Origin of the sequence: Streptomyces sp. SM11 (assembly GCF_002910905.1) — a bacterium.
Lineage (GTDB): Bacteria > Actinomycetota > Actinomycetes > Streptomycetales > Streptomycetaceae > Streptomyces.
The window spans coordinates 1-16,706 of the sequence record NZ_NEUE01000014.1; the positions used below are offsets into that span (position 1 = coordinate 1).

The window sequence follows — 16,706 nt, forward strand, 5'->3', positions numbered from 1 at the left end:
CGGCCGCCTCGAAGTCCCCGGACACGGCTCCGTCGAAGGCCGCGGCGAGCAGCCCGGCCCCGGCGGAGGGTGACGCATCGAAGAGTCCGTGACGGGGGTGCCGTGAAGGACGTGGGCCGCCGCGGTCCGGGGTACTGCCCCGGACCGCGGCGGCGTTCTGCGTGAGAGACGCAGGTCAGAGGTTGCCGCGCTTCTCCTGCTCGCGCTCGATCGCCTCGAACAGGGCCTTGAAGTTGCCCTTGCCGAAGCCCATCGAGCCGTGGCGCTCGATCATCTCGAAGAAGACGGTCGGCCGGTCCTGGACCGGCTTGGTGAAGATCTGCAGCAGGTAGCCGTCCTCGTCGCGGTCGACGAGGATCTTCAGCTCGCGCAGCGTCTCGACCGGCACCCGGGTCTCGCCGGCCCACTCGCCGAGCGTGTCGTAGTACGAGTCGGGGGTGTCCAGGAACTGGACGCCGCCGGCGCGCATCGAGCGGACCGTGGCGACGATGTCGTTCGTGGCGAGCGCGATGTGCTGGACGCCCGCGCCGCCGTAGAACTCCAGGTACTCGTCGATCTGCGACTTCTTCTTCGCGATGGCCGGCTCGTTGATCGGGAACTTGACCTTGAGCGTGCCGTCGGCGACGACCTTCGACATCAGGGCGGAGTACTCGGTGGCGATGTCGTCGCCCACGAACTCCTTCATGTTGGTGAAGCCCATGACCTGGTTGTAGAAGCCGACCCACTCGTTCATCCGGCCGAGCTCGACGTTGCCGACGCAGTGGTCGATCGCCTGGAAGGTGCGCTTGGCGGGCGGCTCGACGATCGGGGAGACGGCCGCGAAGCCGGGGAGGTAGGGGCCCTCGTAGCCGGAGCGCTCCACCAGGGTGTGGCGGGTCGTGCCGTACGTGGCGATGGCGGCGAGGACGACGGTGCCGTGCTCGTCCTTGACCTCGTGCGGCTCGGTGATGCCGCGGGCGCCGTGCTCGACGGCGTACGCGTACGCGGCCCGGGCGTCCGGGACCTCGATCGCGAGGTCGACGACGCCGTCGCCGTGCGCGGCGACATGGTCCGAGAGGAAGGTGCCCCACTCGGTGGACGCCTTGATCACGGAGGTGAGGACGAAGCGGGCGGAGCCGTTGGTCAGGACGTAACTCGCCGTCTCGCGGGTCCCGTTCTCCGGTCCGGAGTAGGCCACGAGCTTCATGCCGAACGCGGTCGAGTAGTAGTGCGCGGCCTGCTTGGCGTTGCCCACGGCGAAGACGACCGCGTCCATTCCCTTGACCGGGAAGGGGTCGGCCCGCCGCTCCGCTCCGCTCCGCCTCGGCTGCTGACCTTCTTCTTGGTGGCCGAGCCCGGTTTCGGGGCTGGTGTGCAGAGTCTCAGTCATGTTCGAAGGTTCTCCCCGCATCGCAAGGTGCGCAACAGTTCGCGTATTTGCTGGTCAATGTGCTTAGCGAGTTGCCATGATGGCCGCACTATCTGTACAGGGTGACCATCGAAGGTGGAGTCATGGCGATCGATCATCTGGACGGGCGGCTCATCGTGCTCCTGGCCCGCGAACCGCGGATCGGCGTCCTCGAAGCATCCCGGCGGCTCGGGGTGGCCCGCGGGACCGTGCAGGCACGGCTGGACCGCCTTCAGTCGAATGGCGTCATCCGGGGATTCGGCCCCGACGTGGATCCGGCGGCGCTCGGATATCCGGTCACCGCGTTCGCCACGCTGGAGATCAAGCAGGGCCAAGGAGCCGACGTACGGGCTCACTTGGGCGGCGTACCGGAAGTGCTGGAGCTGCACACCACCACCGGACACGGCGACATGTTCTGCCGGCTCGTCGCCCGTTCCAACGCCGATCTTCAGCGGGTGATCGACCGGGTCGTCGGATTTGATGGCATTGTCCGGGCCTCCACGGCGATCGTCATGGAGAACCCGGTTCCGCTGCGGGTCATCCCGCTGGTGGAACAGGCAGCCGAGGACACCGACTGAGCCGAGCGCCCGGGCGCTAGTGAGCCGAAGGAGTGCCGTGTGAGCTTCTGGGAGTATCTGAGCACCCGCCACCAGCAGCTCCTCACGGATGCGTTCCAGCACGTCAGCGCGGTCTTCCAGTGCATGGTCATCGCCACCGTGCTGGGCGTGGCCATCGGGGTGGTGAGCTACCGCAGCGGCTGGGGCGGCTCGCTGGCCATCACCTCCACGGCGACGATCCTCACCATTCCGTCCCTCGCCGCGATCGGTCTGCTGATCCCGCTGGTCGGCCTGGGCGTCGCACCGACCGTGATCACGCTGACGCTGTACGGGCTGCTGCCGATCGTACGGAACTCCATCGTGGGACTGCGGGGCGTCGATCCGTCACTGGTCGACGCGGCGACGGGCATCGGGATGTCGCGGCCGGCGCGGCTGTGCCGGGTGGAGCTGCCGCTCGCCTGGCCGCCGATCCTGACCGGGATCCGGGTCTCCACCCAGATGCTGATGGGCATCGCCGCCATCGCCGCGTACGCCTCCGGGCCCGGCCTCGGCAACGAGATCTTCCGGGGCATCGCCTCGCTGGGCAGCGCCAACGCGATCAACCAGGTCCTCGCGGGCACGCTCGGCATCGTCGTCCTCGCCCTGCTCTTCGACGCCGCGTACGTCCTGCTGGGACGGCTGACCATCCCGAGGGGGATCCGTGCCTGAGACCGAGACCGAGGCCGTTCCCGTGGACGGCGACGCCGCCACCTCCGGGGCCACCATCCAGCTGGAGAACCTCACCAAGAGCTACCCGGGCAACCCGAACCCGGCCGTCGAGAACGTCTCGATGGAGATCAGGGCGGGCGAGACCGTGATCTTCGTCGGACCGTCCGGCTGCGGGAAGTCCACCACCCTGAAGATGATCAACCGGCTGATCGAGCCGACCTCGGGCCGGATCCGGATCGACGACGAGGACGTCACCGACATCGACCCGGTGAAGTTGCGCCGCAAGATCGGTTACGCCATCCAGTCCTCCGGCCTCTTCCCGCACATGACGGTCGCGGACAACATCGCGCTGGTCCCGAAGATGGTCGGCTGGTCCAGGTCCCGGGTGAAGGACCGGGTGGAGGAGATGCTCGACCTGGTGGGCCTGGACCCGCGCGAGTTCCACGGCCGCTATCCGCGCCAGCTCTCCGGCGGGCAGCAGCAGCGGGTGGGCGTGGCACGGGCGCTGGCCGCCGATCCGCCGGTGCTGCTGATGGACGAGCCGTTCGGGGCGGTCGACCCGATCACCCGCGACCACCTCCAGGACGAGCTGATCCGGCTCCAGCACGAGCTGCACAAGACGATCGTGTTCGTCACCCACGACTTCGACGAGGCGATCAAGCTCGGCGACCGGATCGCGGTGCTGCGGGAGCGCTCGCACATCGCGCAGTTCGACACCCCCGAGGCGATCCTCACCAACCCGACGGACGACTTCGTCTCCGGATTCGTCGGCGCGGGCGCGGCCCTCAAGCGCCTCAACCTGACCCGGGTACGGGACGTGGGCATCGCCGACTTCCCGACGGTCACGGTCGAGGACCCGCTCCAGTCGATCTTCAACAAGCTGCGCAGCGGCCCGCACAACGAGCTGCTGATGCTGGACCGCAGGAACCGCCCGTACAAGTGGCTGCGGCGCGGCGACCTGATGCGGGCGCGCGGTTCCCTGGCGCGGGCCGGGCAGCTGGTGCACGACACGGTGACCCGGGACGCCACGCTGCACGACGCGCTGGAGGCGGTGCTGACCGACAGCGGCGGCCGGGTCGCGGTGACCGGGCGGCGCGGGGAGTTCATCGGGGTCGTCGACATGAAGACGCTGATGGACAACGTGCAGGAGCTGCTGGAGGCAGACCGGCTGACCGCGATGGAGCACCAGCACCAGCTGGAGGAGCTGCGCGTCCACCAGACGGAGCAGGAGCTGGAGGGAGGTGGCGGCGGCCGATGAGTCCCAGCCATCCGGCCCGCTCCGAGAAGGGCCCCGCCCCGGCCCGGCCGCCGGGCGAACACGACGTCAAGGGGCACGCGTTCCACGACGAGGAGAGCACCCCCTCCCCCACCCCGGCCGCCCCTGCACGCCGGTTCACCTGGCGGAAGCTGGTGGTCCTGCCGGTGGTGCTGGCGGTCATCCTGGTCGTCACCTACGTATGGATCACCACCATCCAGCTGGACTCGATCGCGGAGAACTCGCTGACCGGCGGCAATGTGCGGCTGCGCTGGTGGCAGCATGTGCGACTGACCGCGATCTCCACGTTCTGGGTGCTGATCATCGCGATCCCGCTCGGCATCGCGCTGACCCGGCGGCGGCTGCGGAAGGCGGCCCCGGCTTTCACGGCACTGGCCAACATCGGGCAGGCGACCCCGGCGATCGGCCTGCTGGCGCTGCTGGTGATCTGGCTGGGCATCGGCCCGCGGACCGCGATCATCGGCATCGTGATCTACGCGGTGCTGCCGGTGCTCTCCAACACGGTGGCGGGCCTGCGGGCGATCGAGCCGAACATGATCGAGGCGGCCCGGGGGATGGGGATGTCCGGCCGGGGCGTCCTGATGAAGGTGGAGCTGCCGCTCGCGGTGCCGCTGATCCTGGCCGGGGTACGGACGGCCCTCGTCCTCAACGTCGGAACGGCGACGCTGGCGACGTTCGGCGGGGGCGGCGGGCTGGGCGACCTCATCACCTCGGGGATCCAGACGCAGCGGATGCCGGTGCTGGTCATCGGCTCGGTGCTGACGGTGGTGCTGGCCCTGCTGGTGGACTGGCTGGCCTCGCTGGCCGAACTGGCGCTGACGCCGCACGGGCTGGAGGAGCGGTGACGGGTACGTGTGGGAGGTCTTTCAGGGCCCGGTGGGCCGGGGCGTCGGCTCTGGCCTGCTGCCTGGTGCTGAGCGGCTGCGGGCTGAAGAGCGGTTCGCCGATGGTCGACGAGGTGTCGCCGGGGTCGGTCGGGCAGGGCGAGCCGCTCAAGGGCGCGACGCTGACGGTGACCTCGAAGAACTTCAGCGAGAACATCGTCCTCGGCCAGATGACCGGCCTGGTGTTCAAGGCGGCCGGGGCGGAGGTCCTGGACCGGACGAACCTGCCGGGTTCGATCAGCGCGCGCGAGGCCATCATCAACGGCGACGCCGACGCGATGTGGGACTACACCGGCACCGGCTGGATCACCTTCCTCGGCCACGCGGACCCCATCGTGGACCCGAAGAAGCAGTACGAGGCCGTGCGGGACGAGGACCGGGGCAACGGAGTGGTCTGGCTGCCGCCGGCCTCGCTCGACAACACGTACGCGCTCGCCATCAGCAAGAGGAACAACGCCAGGTACGAGCTGAAGACCCTCTCGGAGGTGGCGGCCCTCGCGAAGAAGGACCCGGGCGCGGTGACGATCTGCGTGGAGAACGAGTTCGCCTCCCGCGACGACGGGCTGCCCGGGATGGAGCAGAAGTACGGGATGAAGATCCCGGCGGGCAACATCCAGAAGATGGACGCCGGGATCATCTACACCCAGGTCTCCGCGTCCAACTCCTGCCTGCTCGGCGAGGTGTTCACCACCGACGGGCGCATCAGGGCCATGAACCTGGACGTCCTGGAGGACGACAAGAGCTTCTTCCCCAACTACAACGCCTCTCCCGTCATCCACGAGGCCACCTTCGAGAAGTACCCGGTGATCGCGGAGCTGCTGGACCCGCTCGCGAAGAGGCTGACGACCGAGGTCGCCCAGACCCTGAACGCCAAGGTGGACGTGGACGGCGAGGACCCGCACGAGGTGGCGAAGGACTGGCTGGTGGCGGAGGGGTTCATCGAGGAGGGATAAGTCGCAAAGAGTTCGTTGCAAAGCCATCGTTGCAAAAAACCCTTGCAAAGGATCCTTTGCATCTCTACCGTCGAAGCGTGACGGAGAACGAGAACGACCCGAACACCCCCCGCCCCCATCGCTACGACGGCACCGACCGGAAGATCCACAATGCGGACGCCCGCACTCTGCGCGCAATCGCACACCCCCTGCGGCTCCGGCTGCTGAACACACTGCGCGAGTTCGGACCGGCCACCGCCTCCAAGCTCGGCGAGCGGCTGGGCGAGTCCAGCGGAGCGACCAGCTACCACCTGCGCCAGTTGGCGGAGAGCGGCCTGGTCGAGGACGCCCCGGAGCTGGGCAAGGGCCGCGAGCGCTGGTGGCGGTCGGTGCACGACGGCTCGATGTTCGAGAGCGCGGACTTCCGGACGCATGCCGACCCGGAGGTGCGCGGAGCCATCGACTTCGTCCTGCACGAGACGGCCACCGCCCACGCCCAGGAGCTGAACACCTGGCTGGGCACCATGGACGACTGGCCGGAGGAGTGGCAACGCAGCTGGGACATGAGCGACTTCAAGATCCGCCTCACCCCGGAACTCGCGCTGGAGCTGGCCGGGAAGGTCCACGAGCTGGTGGAGAGCTACCGCGACACCGTCCCCGAGGACACCGAAGGATCGGCCGTCGTCCAGACCCACCTGCACACGTTCCCGCGCCCCTCCGAATGACCCCGCCGCACACCGCGACTCCCGGCCACCCGAAGGGAAGCCCGTTATGCACGCCGACGTACACCACCTCCTGCACGCCGCACGAGCAGCCGAACTCCAGTCCCAGACAACCGAGTTCCCCCTGCCCCGAACCGCCCTCCGCACCCGGGTCGGCCGGACCCTGGTCGTGGTGGGCCTGCGGCTGACGGGCGAGAGCCGGGAGACGGCCGCCACCGCGCCCCGCACCTCCGCCATCCGTACCGCGTAGCGGCCCCACGACCATCTCGGGGGGAGACAGAACCATGGGGAACCGCACCCCGCTCGCCGCCACGCTCGCGGCCAACTCCATCTCCACAGCAGGCACGTCACTGACCCTGATCGGTGTCCCCTGGTTCGTCCTGGACACCACCGGCAGCGCGGGCCGGGCCGGGATCGTCGCCTTCTGCGCGACCCTGCCGATCGTCGTCGCCGCACTGATCGGCGGACCGGTCATCGACCGGATCGGCCGCCGCCGGATCGCCATCGCGTCCGACGCCGTGTGCGCGTCGGCCATCGCCGCGATCCCGCTGCTGCACTTCGCCGGCGCCCTCGACTTCTGGATGCTGTGCGCGCTGATGGCGCTCAACGGGTTCGCCCACACCCCGGGCAACACCGCGCGTTACGTCCTGATCCCGGACCTGGCCGAGCACGCCGGCACCACACTCCCCCGGGCCGCCAGCCTCTTCGACGCGGTCTCGCGCGGGGCCCGGATGGTCGGCGCGGCGCTCGCCGGGGTCCTCATCGCCTTCGTCGGCGCGGAGACGGTCCTGCTGCTGGACGCGGCGACGTTCGGGCTGTCCGCCCTACTGATCGCCGCAGGGGTACGGGGAGTGCGCGCGGCCGAACCGCGGAAGGCCGAGGCCCCGGTCTCCCTGCGCGCCTACGGCTCCGAACTCCGCGAGGGATAAGCCCACTTGCTGGGAAAACCGGCTGCTGCTGTCGGTCGTGGTCATGGTGATGCTCATGAACGGCACCGACCAGGGCTGGAACGCCGTGCTGCTCCCCGTGCACGCCGAGGGCGAGCTGGGCGGCGCGACCGCCATCGGACTGCTCACCGCGATGTTCGGGGCGGGCGGCCTGGTCGGTGCCCTGCTGTACGGAGCGGTGGGGCACCGCTTCCCGCGCCGGGCGGTGTTCACCGTGTGCGTGATCCTGTGCGGCGCGCCGAGGTTCCTGGTCGCCGCGGTGACCGGGACGACGCTTCCGCTCGCGGTCACCATGCTGCTGGGCGGGATCACGGGCGGCGTGCTGAACCCGATCCTGACGACGGTGATCTACGAGCGCGTGCCGGACCGGCTGCGCAGCCGGGTCTCGGGGGCACTGACCGCGGGGTGCGAGTTCGCGATGCCGCTGGGCGGGCTCGCGGCCGGGCTGCTGGTGGAGGGCGCGGGAGCGACGGGGGCGCTGCTGGCGATGGGCGGGGTCTACTTCCTGGCCACGCTGAGCCCGCTGGTGTTCCCGTCCTGGCGGACGCTGGACGACGCACCGGGGGCGAAGACAGAGGAGACGGAGGCGACCAGGGAGACGGAGGCGACCGGAAAGCGGTCCGAGCGGCCCATACCGCCGCAGGTCAGCAGCTCGGTACCTTCCCGCCCGCCTCCAGGGCCTTGAGCGAGCCGACCGCGTCCTTCAGCGTGGAGACGGGCACGATCCGCAGCCCGTCGGGCCGCTCGGCCTCCGCCTGAGCGCACTCGGCCTTCGGGACGAGGAAGACGGTCGCCCCGTCGCGGTGGGCGGCCTGCGTCTTCATCGACACCCCGCCGACCGCGCCGACCCTGCCGTCCGCGCTGATCGTTCCCGTACCGGCGATGGTCCGGCCCCCGGTCAGACCGCCGCCGGAGCCGTTGCCGTCGAGCTTGTCGACGATGCCGAGGGAGAGGAGGAGTCCGGCGCTCGGGCCGCCGATGTCGCCGAGGTCCACCTCGACCCGCATCGAACCGGGCTCGCGGTCCAGGTAGTCCAGAGCGGCGTCGACGGCGACGTCCTGCGACTCCTTCATGTCGTCGAGGTTGTGCTTCTCGATCTCCTTCTCGGAGCCGCCGGTGGGGTAGACGGAATCGCGCGGCATGACCGCACGGTCGTCACGGAACCAGCCGTCGACCACCTCGCCGATACGGACGTCCGCCTTCGGCCCGGTGGCCAGGATCGTCGTCATCCGCAGTTGCCCGTCGGTGGGCCGGGTCTCGGCGCCGGTGATGGTGATCACCGGCCGCCCGTCGTCCTTGCCGAGCACGTCCGCGGTCACCCCGGGCCGCGCCAGGGTGAACGGCAGCGGTGCGAGGGCCACCGTACCGAACAGGGCGAGGACGGGCAGCGCGCAGAGGGCGAGGGCGCGGGGGCGCGAGAGACGAGAGAGCACGCATCCAATCTAACGGGCGCGCCGGAGCGGGAACGCGCCAGGCGTACGCCGCCCTCGCCGCCTCGGCGAGGCGGGCCCGGCACACTCCCGTACCGGCACACCCGGCACACCCGACACCCAGTGCGCCCGGTGCGCCCGGCACACCCGGCACACCCGGTGCGCGCCTACCGCAGCGCGTCGGCCACTTCCCGGGCGGCGTCGAGCACGCGGGGCCCGACCCGTTCCGGTACGGCGTCGGTGAGCATGACGACGCCGACGCTGCCCTCCACACCCGAGACCCCGACCAGGGGCGCGGCCGCCCCGCTGGCCCCGGCTTCGAGTTCGCCGTGGGTGAGGGTGTAGCCGGGATGTCCGGCCTCCGTCGTCTGCCGGGCGGACAGGATGGCCCGGCCCGCCGCGCCCCGGTCCAGCGGGTGGCGGAAGCCGGCCCGGTAGGCGACGTGGTAGTCGGTCCAGGTGGGCTCGACGACGGCGACCGCGAGGGCGTCGCTGCCGTCGACGAGCGTGAGGTGGGCGGTGGCCCCTATGTCCTCGGCCAGGGAGCGCAGCGCGGGCAGCGCGGCTTCCCGGACGAGCGGGTGCACCTGTCGGCCGAGCCGCAGCACTCCCAGGCCGACCCGGGCGCGGCCGCCCAGGTCACGGCGGACCAGGGCGTGCTGCTCCAGGGTGGCGAGCAGACGGTAGACGACGGTCCGGTTGACACCGAGTTTGTTGGACAACTCGGTGACAGTCAGGCCGTGATCGGTGTCGGCGAGCAGTTTGAGGACACGCAGTCCTCGGTCGAGCGTCTGGGAAGTCTCCGCTGTCACGACGCCCTCTCCTCTTCGGGGTGAGCGACGACGGTCCTGCTCCGGCGGTTGCGACGCCGGTCCCAGCGGCGACGCACGGAGAGGCCGCCGATCTGGCAAGGCACCGGCTGCGCTCCGCGGCGGCGCTGCCACGGGGCGTTCATATGGCGGGGACAGTAGCGATCCAGTCCGCTCAGCGGAAGTGCTAGTCCAGAATCCGGTCTCCGGACACGACGCCACGGCACGGCCCGCGGATAAGGGCCGGTCAGCGGGACGGCGTCCGGAAAGCGAACATCTACGCGCGTTAACGTGTCACGACGCCGCCGGGACGACCCGTCCACGGATGTGAACCAGCGTTAACAGTGTGTAAACGGCCACCGGAGAAATTTCCCGGAAACAGCCCCCGGAAACGTCGCCGCGCTCCCGGGAAAGGCCGTCGGCCCGTGCGGAGGAGGAACCACCCTCCGCACGGGCCGACGAAGCCGGAACGCCACCGGGATCCGGGATCACGTCATCCGGGTGGCCCACTCCTGGACCTTCACGATGCGCTGCTGGATCTGGTGGGCCGTCGCCTCGGCGCTCGGCGGGCCGCCGCAGACCCGGCGAAGCTCGGTGTGGATGACACCGTGGGGCTTGCCGCTCTGGTGGGTGTAGGCGGAGACCATCGTGTTGAGCTGCTTGCGCAGGCTCAGCAGCTGCTTGTGGGTGACCACGGGCCGGGCGTCGGCCGGCTTCTCCAGGAGGTCGGCCTCCTCGGCCGGCTTCTGGCGGCTGTGCGCGATCTGCCGGGTCTGCCGCTTCTGGAGAAGCAGCTGGACCTGGTCCGGCTCCAGGAGCCCCGGGATGCCGAGGTAGTCCTGCTCCTCCTCGGAACCGGGGTGGGCCTGCATACCGAACTCGGCGCCGTCGTACAGCACCCGGTCGAAGACGGCGTCGGACTCCAGCGCCTCGAAGGGCAGCTGCTCCTCGGTCTCCTCGTCCTCCAGCTTCTCCGCGTCGGCGAGGAGCTTGTCCTCCTCGGAGAACGGGTTCTCCTCGTCGCTGCCCTTCTTCGGCTTGTCGAGCACGTGGTCGCGCTCGACCTCCATCTCGTTGGCGAAGTCGAGGAGCATCGGGATCGTCGGCACGAAGACGGAGGCCGTCTCACCGCGCCTGCGGGAGCGCACGAAGCGCCCTACCGCCTGGGCGAAGAAGAGAGGCGTGGAGATCGTCGTCGCGTACACGCCGACGGCGAGGCGCGGCACGTCCACCCCTTCGGACACCATCCGCACCGCGACCATCCAGCGCGACTCGTCCGCGCTGAACTTGTCGATCTTCTTGGAGGCGGCCTTCTCGTCGGAGAGGACCACCGTCGGCGTCTCGCCGGTGACCTTCTTGAGGATCCTGGCGTACGCGCGTGCCGAGTCCTGGTCCGTCGCGATGACGAGGCCACCCGCGTCGGGGATGCCCTTGCGGACCTCGGTGAGCCGCTTGTCGGCGGCGGAGAGCACGTTGGGGATCCACTCGCCGGTGGGCGCCAGCGCGGTGCGCCAGGCCTGCCCGATGGCGTCCTTGGTCATCGGCTCGCCGAGCCGGGCGGCGATCTCGTCACCGGCCTTGGTGCGCCAGCGCATGTTGCCGCTGTAGCTGAGGAAGATGACCGGGCGGACGACGCCGTCGGCGAGCGCGTTGCCGTAGCCGTAGGTGTAGTCGGCGGAGGAGCGGCGGATGCCGTCGTTGCCCTCCTCGTACGCGACGAAGGGGATCGGGTTGGTGTCCGACCGGAACGGCGTACCGGTCAGCGCGAGCCGCCGGGTAGCCGGATCGAACGCCTCCTGACAGGCCTCGCCCCACGACTTCGAGTCACCGGCGTGGTGGATCTCGTCGAGGATCACGAGCGTCTTGCGCTGCTCGCAGCGGTTGCGGTGCAGCATCGGCCGTACGCCGACACCGGCGTACGTCACAGCGACCCCGTGGTAGTCCTTGCTCAGCGGACCGGCGCTGTAGTCGGGGTCGAGCTTGATCCCTATCCGTGCGGCTGCCTCCGCCCACTGCTTCTTGAGGTGCTCGGTCGGGGCGACGACGGTGATCTGCTGCACGACATGGTGGTGCAGCAGCCACGACGCGAGGGTCAGCGCGAACGTGGTCTTGCCGGCGCCGGGCGTCGCGACGGCGAGGAAGTCGCGCGGCTGCTCCTGGACGTACCTCTCCATGGCGCCCTGCTGCCAGGCTCGCAGCTTGCCGGCGGTGCCCCAGGGGGCACGGCCGGGAAAGGCGGGTGAGAGGTGGTGGGAGGCGGTGGTAGTAGTAGTCACGGTCTCCGGTTCGGGGCTCTCGGGTACGTGGGGCGCTGTCGGCACCGGACCGGGCCGGTACGTCCCGGCCCGCGATACGACAACCGGGCCACCTTACCGGGGGCCCGGTTGAGAACCCGTACGAACGAGTCGCGGTTCGAGTTCGTTGAGACGCTCTTCACAAGTGCGGCTACCGAGCGAACCCCGGCAGCTGCTCGGCGATCTTGGGCATGTCCAGGCCGCCTTGGCACACGGCGAGCACGAACCGCTCCGCTTCGTCGACGTCGAAGCGCGGGTCGAGTGGATGGCCGTTCATGTGGAGGAAGACCCAGGTCGCATACCACGCGATGCGCTTGTTGCCGTCGACCAGCGCATGGTTGCGGGCGAGGGACTCCATCAGGGCCGCGGCCTTCTGCCAGACGTCCGGATACGCGTCCTGACCGAACACACTCGCCTGCGGTCTGGCCAGGGCCGACTCCAACAGCCCGTAGTCGCGCACCTCCGCAGCGCCGAGCCGCTCCGCCAGGTTCAACAGCTCAGGCAGGGTCAAGTACTGCATCAGGCGAGCCTCCGGTTGAGCTCCTCACTCGCCTTCAGAACATGGTCTGCGGCTTCATTGAAGAGCCGCGAGTGCTCGTTTACGGCGGTGATCACCGCGTCGTGAGCGAATGCCTGCATGCTCCTGCCCTCCGCCTCGGCACGGGCGCGCAGGGAGTTCAGCTCTTCCTCGGTGAACCGCAAGTTCAGACCAGCCATAGGCCGATGGTACCGCGCGGTACCGCAGGGTACCGCTACTTCTCCCGCACCCGGGTCGCCACCCAAGCCCCCACCAGCGCCACCCCCGCCATCGGCAGAAACACCGCGGCGAACGCGCCCGGGTGCGACGAGCCCGAGGCCCCCGCCCCCACCGCCGCCCCGTGCGCGGCCGCGCCCACCGCCCCGCCGCCGAGCGCGGCGAAGGCCGCGCCGCCGGTGGCCAGGAGCAGCACGTTGGAGAGCCCGTCGGAGATCTGGAGGGCGGCGGAGTTGGAGCCCGCCTCCTCGGGGGCCGACAGCTTCAGCAGCAGCACGCTGGTGGAGGCGATCACCATGCCCATCCCGAAGCAGCCGAAAGCCCAGGCGACGGCGACGGTCCAGACCGGGACCCCCTCGATCAGCACGGAGGGCGCGACGGCGATCGACGCGGCGACGAGCACCATGCCGCTGACCATCAGCCGCTCCCGGTGGGGCTCCATGCGCGGCCGGGACTGTACGAACGAACCGAGCGCCCAGGTCGCCCCGCCCACGGCCAGCGAGAGCCCGGCCATCGTCGGGGACAGCCCGCGCTGGGTGACCAGCATCAGCGGTACGAAGGACTCGGCGGCGATGAACGACCCGGCGGCGATCCCGCGCAGCAGGACGACCGAGGGCAGCCCGCGCCCCGCCCGTACGGTCCCGGTGGGCAGCAGTCCGCGGACGGCGGGCACCAGCAGGGCGGTGCCGAGGGCGGCCGGCAGGAGGGCGAGCCAGTTCAGCTCCTGCCCCGCGTACTGGAGCAGCCCCGCCCCGGCCGAGATCCCCAGCGCGAGCCGGATCCGGCGGCGGTCGTACGGCGCGGTGGCGGCAGCCGGATCCGCGGGCCCGGAGGCCGTCCGCCGGATCGCCGGGAGGGCCAGCACGAGAGGGATCACGATGAGGACGGGAATGCCGACGAACACCCAGCGCCAGCCGAGGTGCTCGGTCACCGTCCCGGAGGCGAGCGGCCCGACTACGGAGGGGATCACCCAGCTCGCGGCGAAGGCGGCCAGGATCGCGGGCCGGATGTGCTCGGGGTAGGCCCGCCCGATGACCACGTACAGGGCGACGATGACCAGCCCGCCGCCGAGGCCCTGGACGGCCCGGCCCGCGATGAAGATCCACATGCTGGTGGCCGCCCCGGAGAGCAGCAGGCCGACGCCGAACGCGGTGATCCCGGTCGCGAGCGGCTGGAGCGGCCCGCGCCGGTCGGCCCACTGCCCGGAGAGGACCATGGCGAACAGGCTGGTGGTGAAGTACGCGGAGAAGGCGAACGCGTAGAGCGGGATCCCGTTCAGCTCGCGGGCGGCCACCGGCATGGCCGTGCCGACCGCGGTGGCCTCGAACGCGATGAGGAACACCACGGAGACGATGCCGATGCTCAGCGCGCGGTAGGTGCGCCCGAGGACCCCTTCGACGGCTGCGAGGGGGATGCCGGACAGCGGGTCCGGGGAGGGGGCGTCGGTCGCGGCCGGCATGAGGCGCGCGGTATCGGTGCCGTCACGCGGTTCGGGGGCGGTCATGGCCCCAGCGTAAGGGGCACGGAACGGTTTGAACCCTGTCTATGTGCGGCCCCGCACTCGGCCCTTGGTCGTAGGTCCCGAGCCCCGGTGTGAACGGCGTATGGCAGTCGTGTTGCGGCCGGACCGGATCGCTTGAGTCGACGGTGGACGACCCCTAGCGTCATGGTCAGCAAAGGAACAGCGACACATAGCACCGTCGATACACAGCACCACACCCGACCGTGTGCCCGAGAGGCTCAGGGGCTCGACTGCGACTCGAGTTACACCGGTTCGCATCCGGTCACGGTCTCCACACCACGGAAGTGGCCACCCCCTTGCACATCGGGGCGGCCACTTCCGCACGTGCGGCGACCGGCCGACGACCGGCACTCAGCCCGTCTTCAGCGCCTTCGTCACATCGCGCATATCGCTGATCAGATCGGCCCGGTACGCGAGCAGCTCGGGGTCCGGCGGCACGTCCGGCATCTCCTCTTCTCCGCCGTCCGCGTCGTAGTTCATCCAGGCGGTCAGGGTGAGCGTCACGACGGCACCACCCTCCACCACCTTCAGTTGCATGACGTTGTCGTCCATGACCAGCAGATGAGCCAGATCCCCGAGGTCCGGCACCCGCTCCACCCGCGTCACACCCATGCCGTCGATCTCCGTCAGCGTGCTGCTCGCCTCGAATTCGGGGCGCGGGTCGGTCTCCTTGTGCAGCTCAGCCGTGACGGACGCCTGATAACCCGTCGTCCAGCCGGCCCCGTCCCTGCCGCCCCGAGCCCCGGCGTCCGGCGGGACCAGGGCGACGGTGCACCTGATGCGGTGGAGGGCCGGATGCTCGATCCCGTCCAGCTCGGTCGCCGCCGGCTCGGGTTCTGCCGCTCCCACCACCTGGGCGAGCGCCTTCAGCTCGATCGCGGCGCAGGAGTCGGACTCCACGCGGTAGCCGCGCGGGTCGGGCTTCCGGTCGCCGCCGATCCCGTACGCGAAGACCGCCGTCGCCCACACCGCCGACGCCACCAGCGCTCCGACGACGGCCCACAGCACCCCCTGCCACCGCCGCGGCCCGCCGGCCGCGGGCTCCCGGTCGAACCCGCTCACCACGTCCGGGGGCGCGCCCGGTCCGGGCTCCCCCACCAACTCCGGCTCGGAAATCACGTACGGCTCTCCCCCTGGTCAACGGCTACGGTACCGGCCGTTTCACTCGCCTCCGCATCGCGTTTCACGCGGGGGCAAGGGACGCCCGGGGCTCAAGCCGTCCGTCGTTCTCACAGCCCAGCTCCTTCACCAGAGCCAGGGCAAAGCAGTGGGCCACGGTCGCGTAGGCGTCCGTCAACTCCTCCGGGTCGCCCTCGGGCTCCGTGGGCGACCAGCTCTCCACACCGAGTCTGATGTGAGCCGGAATGGAGCCGGACAACGTCGCGCTCCGGCAGGCGAACCGGACGATGGCGACATCCGGAGCAGCCAGGGTCCGCTCCCCCATCCGGAGCACCGTGAACTTCGGAGCAGGTTCGCCCTCCGGCGGGCCGCCGGGCAGCTCCCAGGTGACCTCCAGCCGATCGCTCAGGACGGTGTTGATCGCGAACACGTGGCAGATGTCTCCGTCATCGGCGGCAGGTAAAGCGAACGTCTCGCTCAACGACCTTGCGGCGTGTGCGACGGTGGATCCTTCGGCCGACGCCTCAAACCGCGAGGAACCCGTGGTCACCTTCAGCGCATTGCTGGCATCGGCGGAAACTGCTTCGCCGCCGCAGAGTTCCACAGGCCCCGTGGTCCGCTCATACGTGCGTCGGCACTCCCACCGTCTGCGCAGCCGACCGCGGCAACCGACAGCAACACCGTGATGACCGTGCCGACGAGACCGACGCAGCCCCGGCCGGAAAATCCCACTCACGTGGATGGGGGAAGCGCGGAGGGAATGACGGGAGGCTTCGCGCACCCCATCTTTTCCGTGACTGATTGGGCGAACGCCCTCAGCAACTCCCACCGGAGCTCAGTTCCAAGGCTCTTCCCGACCACCTCGAACTGGAGCGGCAGATCGGACGGCTGGGAGGCAATGGCTCCAGGTACCGCGCATACCGCAATCAACTGCGTTCGCGCTGGGGCAGGTTCCGGTGCCACGTATACCGATGCGTTCACCTGACGCCACGTCCGGCTGATCTCAGGGCTATCCATCATCCCCAGTGAGAGGACGGACCACTTCACCGTCGCATCGACGGTGCCGCTGATCCGGTCCCCCTCGAACGCGTCCATTCGGCAACCGGTGTAGCGGGTATGAAGCAGATCCGACTCCTGCCACCGCTTCGCCTCCCGTACGAGACGATCCACCAGCACATCGGCCTGAGGTGTCCCACCCACCTCGACATCGCTGCCGCCCGTCGTCTTGACGGCCGCCTCCACGTTCTCGGCACCGAGCAACGTCTTACACTGCCCCAGCTTCGGTGATTCCGCGCTTTCCTCACCCCCGGCACACCCCGAGAGAAGACCGCCGACGGCCAGACCCGCGATGGCCGTCATCCGGGT

General features: G+C 70.0%; 17 protein-coding genes, 1 tRNA gene and 1 pseudogene. 9 read left to right on the forward strand and 10 right to left on the reverse strand.

The features are described 5' to 3' along the window. Positions 1-175: 175 nt before the first annotated feature. Positions 176-1,369 carry a 4-hydroxyphenylpyruvate dioxygenase gene (gene hppD, locus B9S58_RS00810; RefSeq protein ID WP_103530221.1) on the reverse strand — a complete coding sequence of 398 codons (1,194 nt, stop codon included), beginning with the start codon at positions 1,367-1,369 and terminating at the stop codon, positions 176-178. A gap of 122 nt (positions 1,370-1,491) precedes the next feature. On the opposite strand from hppD, the gene B9S58_RS00815 reads away from it, so the two are divergent. The 8 genes and pseudogenes from B9S58_RS00815 (at position 1,492) to B9S58_RS00850 (ending at position 8,098) form a co-directional block, all read left to right on the forward strand. Continuing rightward, positions 1,492-1,965 (forward strand): Lrp/AsnC family transcriptional regulator, encoded by a 474-nt coding sequence (locus B9S58_RS00815; RefSeq protein ID WP_103530222.1) that lies wholly within the window; start codon positions 1,492-1,494, stop codon positions 1,963-1,965. A 39-nt stretch (positions 1,966-2,004) separates the two neighbouring features. Next, positions 2,005-2,652, forward strand: a complete 648-nt coding sequence (locus B9S58_RS00820; protein WP_103530223.1) for an ABC transporter permease — start codon at positions 2,005-2,007, stop codon at positions 2,650-2,652. Then, positions 2,645-3,910, forward strand: coding sequence for an ABC transporter ATP-binding protein (locus tag B9S58_RS00825; protein WP_103530224.1), 1,266 nt, complete (start codon positions 2,645-2,647; stop codon positions 3,908-3,910). The genes B9S58_RS00820 and B9S58_RS00825 overlap by 8 nt, the downstream gene beginning before the upstream one ends. After that, entirely contained in the window at positions 3,907-4,773 is an 867-nt protein-coding gene (locus B9S58_RS00830) for an ABC transporter permease (RefSeq protein WP_103530225.1), read from the forward strand. The genes B9S58_RS00825 and B9S58_RS00830 overlap by 4 nt, the downstream gene beginning before the upstream one ends. Before the next feature lie 101 nt (positions 4,774-4,874). Further along, positions 4,875-5,765: a glycine betaine ABC transporter substrate-binding protein gene (locus B9S58_RS00835; RefSeq protein WP_308457882.1), complete on the forward strand. Its 891-nt coding sequence runs from the start codon at positions 4,875-4,877 to the stop codon at positions 5,763-5,765. Between the two features lie 77 nt (positions 5,766-5,842). Next, a complete protein-coding gene (locus tag B9S58_RS00840; RefSeq protein ID WP_103530226.1) occupies positions 5,843-6,469 on the forward strand; it encodes a winged helix-turn-helix domain-containing protein in 627 nt (208 codons plus the stop codon). 46 nt (positions 6,470-6,515) lie between these two features. Beyond that, complete coding sequence (locus B9S58_RS00845) at positions 6,516-6,716, forward strand: hypothetical protein (protein WP_103530227.1); 201 nt, start codon at positions 6,516-6,518, stop codon at positions 6,714-6,716. Positions 6,717-6,750: 34 nt separating this feature from the next. Continuing rightward, positions 6,751-8,098, forward strand: a pseudogene (locus B9S58_RS00850) (MFS transporter). Here B9S58_RS00850 and B9S58_RS00855 read toward each other — a convergent pair. The 6 genes from B9S58_RS00855 to B9S58_RS00880 form a co-directional block, all read right to left on the reverse strand. Beyond that, positions 8,058-8,846, reverse strand: coding sequence for a S16 family serine protease (locus tag B9S58_RS00855; protein ID WP_103530228.1), 789 nt, complete (start codon positions 8,844-8,846; stop codon positions 8,058-8,060). The pseudogene B9S58_RS00850 and the gene B9S58_RS00855 overlap by 41 nt on opposite strands. A gap of 164 nt (positions 8,847-9,010) precedes the next feature. After that, positions 9,011-9,655, reverse strand: coding sequence for an IclR family transcriptional regulator (locus tag B9S58_RS00860; RefSeq protein WP_103530229.1), 645 nt, complete (start codon positions 9,653-9,655; stop codon positions 9,011-9,013). 485 nt (positions 9,656-10,140) lie between these two features. Further along, positions 10,141-11,928: a DEAD/DEAH box helicase gene (locus B9S58_RS00865; RefSeq protein ID WP_103530230.1), complete on the reverse strand. Its 1,788-nt coding sequence runs from the start codon at positions 11,926-11,928 to the stop codon at positions 10,141-10,143. 169 nt (positions 11,929-12,097) lie between these two features. Next, on the reverse strand, positions 12,098-12,466 hold the full coding sequence (locus tag B9S58_RS00870) for a type II toxin-antitoxin system death-on-curing family toxin (protein WP_103530231.1): 369 nt from the start codon (positions 12,464-12,466) through the stop codon (positions 12,098-12,100). Then, positions 12,466-12,663, reverse strand: coding sequence for a hypothetical protein (locus tag B9S58_RS00875; protein ID WP_103530232.1), 198 nt, complete (start codon positions 12,661-12,663; stop codon positions 12,466-12,468). The genes B9S58_RS00870 and B9S58_RS00875 overlap by 1 nt, the downstream gene beginning before the upstream one ends. A gap of 35 nt (positions 12,664-12,698) precedes the next feature. Further along, positions 12,699-14,204, reverse strand: coding sequence for an MFS transporter (locus B9S58_RS00880; RefSeq protein WP_103530233.1), 1,506 nt, complete (start codon positions 14,202-14,204; stop codon positions 12,699-12,701). Positions 14,205-14,421: 217 nt separating this feature from the next. Between B9S58_RS00880 and B9S58_RS00885 the strand changes: the two genes are divergently transcribed. Then, a tRNA-Arg gene (locus B9S58_RS00885) sits at positions 14,422-14,496 on the forward strand. A 77-nt stretch (positions 14,497-14,573) separates the two neighbouring features. Here the strand turns inward: B9S58_RS00885 and B9S58_RS00890 are convergent. From B9S58_RS00890 to B9S58_RS00900, 3 genes are all read right to left on the reverse strand, one after another. After that, the gene (locus B9S58_RS00890) at positions 14,574-15,341 is read right to left on the reverse strand and encodes a hypothetical protein (RefSeq protein ID WP_103530234.1); all 768 of its coding nucleotides are present in this window, start codon (positions 15,339-15,341) and stop codon (positions 14,574-14,576) included. A gap of 64 nt (positions 15,342-15,405) precedes the next feature. Continuing rightward, positions 15,406-15,945 carry a hypothetical protein gene (locus B9S58_RS00895; protein WP_103530235.1) on the reverse strand — a complete coding sequence of 180 codons (540 nt, stop codon included), beginning with the start codon at positions 15,943-15,945 and terminating at the stop codon, positions 15,406-15,408. Between the two features lie 128 nt (positions 15,946-16,073). Then, a complete protein-coding gene (locus B9S58_RS00900; RefSeq protein ID WP_146063433.1) occupies positions 16,074-16,700 on the reverse strand; it encodes a hypothetical protein in 627 nt (208 codons plus the stop codon). Positions 16,701-16,706 lie beyond the last annotated feature (6 nt).

Bases quoted from the DNA above. Each gene is read 5' to 3' on its own strand.
- hppD (WP_103530221.1), bottom strand. From the start codon at position 1,369: ATGACTGAGACTCTGCACACCAGCCCCGAAACCGGGCTCGGCCACCAA.
- B9S58_RS00815 (WP_103530222.1), top strand. From the start codon at position 1,492: ATGGCGATCGATCATCTGGACGGGCGGCTCATCGTGCTCCTGGCCCGC.
- B9S58_RS00830 (WP_103530225.1), top strand. From the start codon at position 3,907: ATGAGTCCCAGCCATCCGGCCCGCTCCGAGAAGGGCCCCGCCCCGGCC.
- B9S58_RS00835 (WP_308457882.1), top strand. From the start codon at position 4,875: ATGGTCGACGAGGTGTCGCCGGGGTCGGTCGGGCAGGGCGAGCCGCTC.
- B9S58_RS00845 (WP_103530227.1), top strand. From the start codon at position 6,516: ATGCACGCCGACGTACACCACCTCCTGCACGCCGCACGAGCAGCCGAA.
- B9S58_RS00870 (WP_103530231.1), bottom strand. From the start codon at position 12,466: ATGCAGTACTTGACCCTGCCTGAGCTGTTGAACCTGGCGGAGCGGCTC.
- B9S58_RS00875 (WP_103530232.1), bottom strand. From the start codon at position 12,663: ATGGCTGGTCTGAACTTGCGGTTCACCGAGGAAGAGCTGAACTCCCTG.
- B9S58_RS00880 (WP_103530233.1), bottom strand. From the start codon at position 14,204: ATGACCGCCCCCGAACCGCGTGACGGCACCGATACCGCGCGCCTCATG.
- B9S58_RS00900 (WP_146063433.1), bottom strand. From the start codon at position 16,700: ATGACGGCCATCGCGGGTCTGGCCGTCGGCGGTCTTCTCTCGGGGTGT.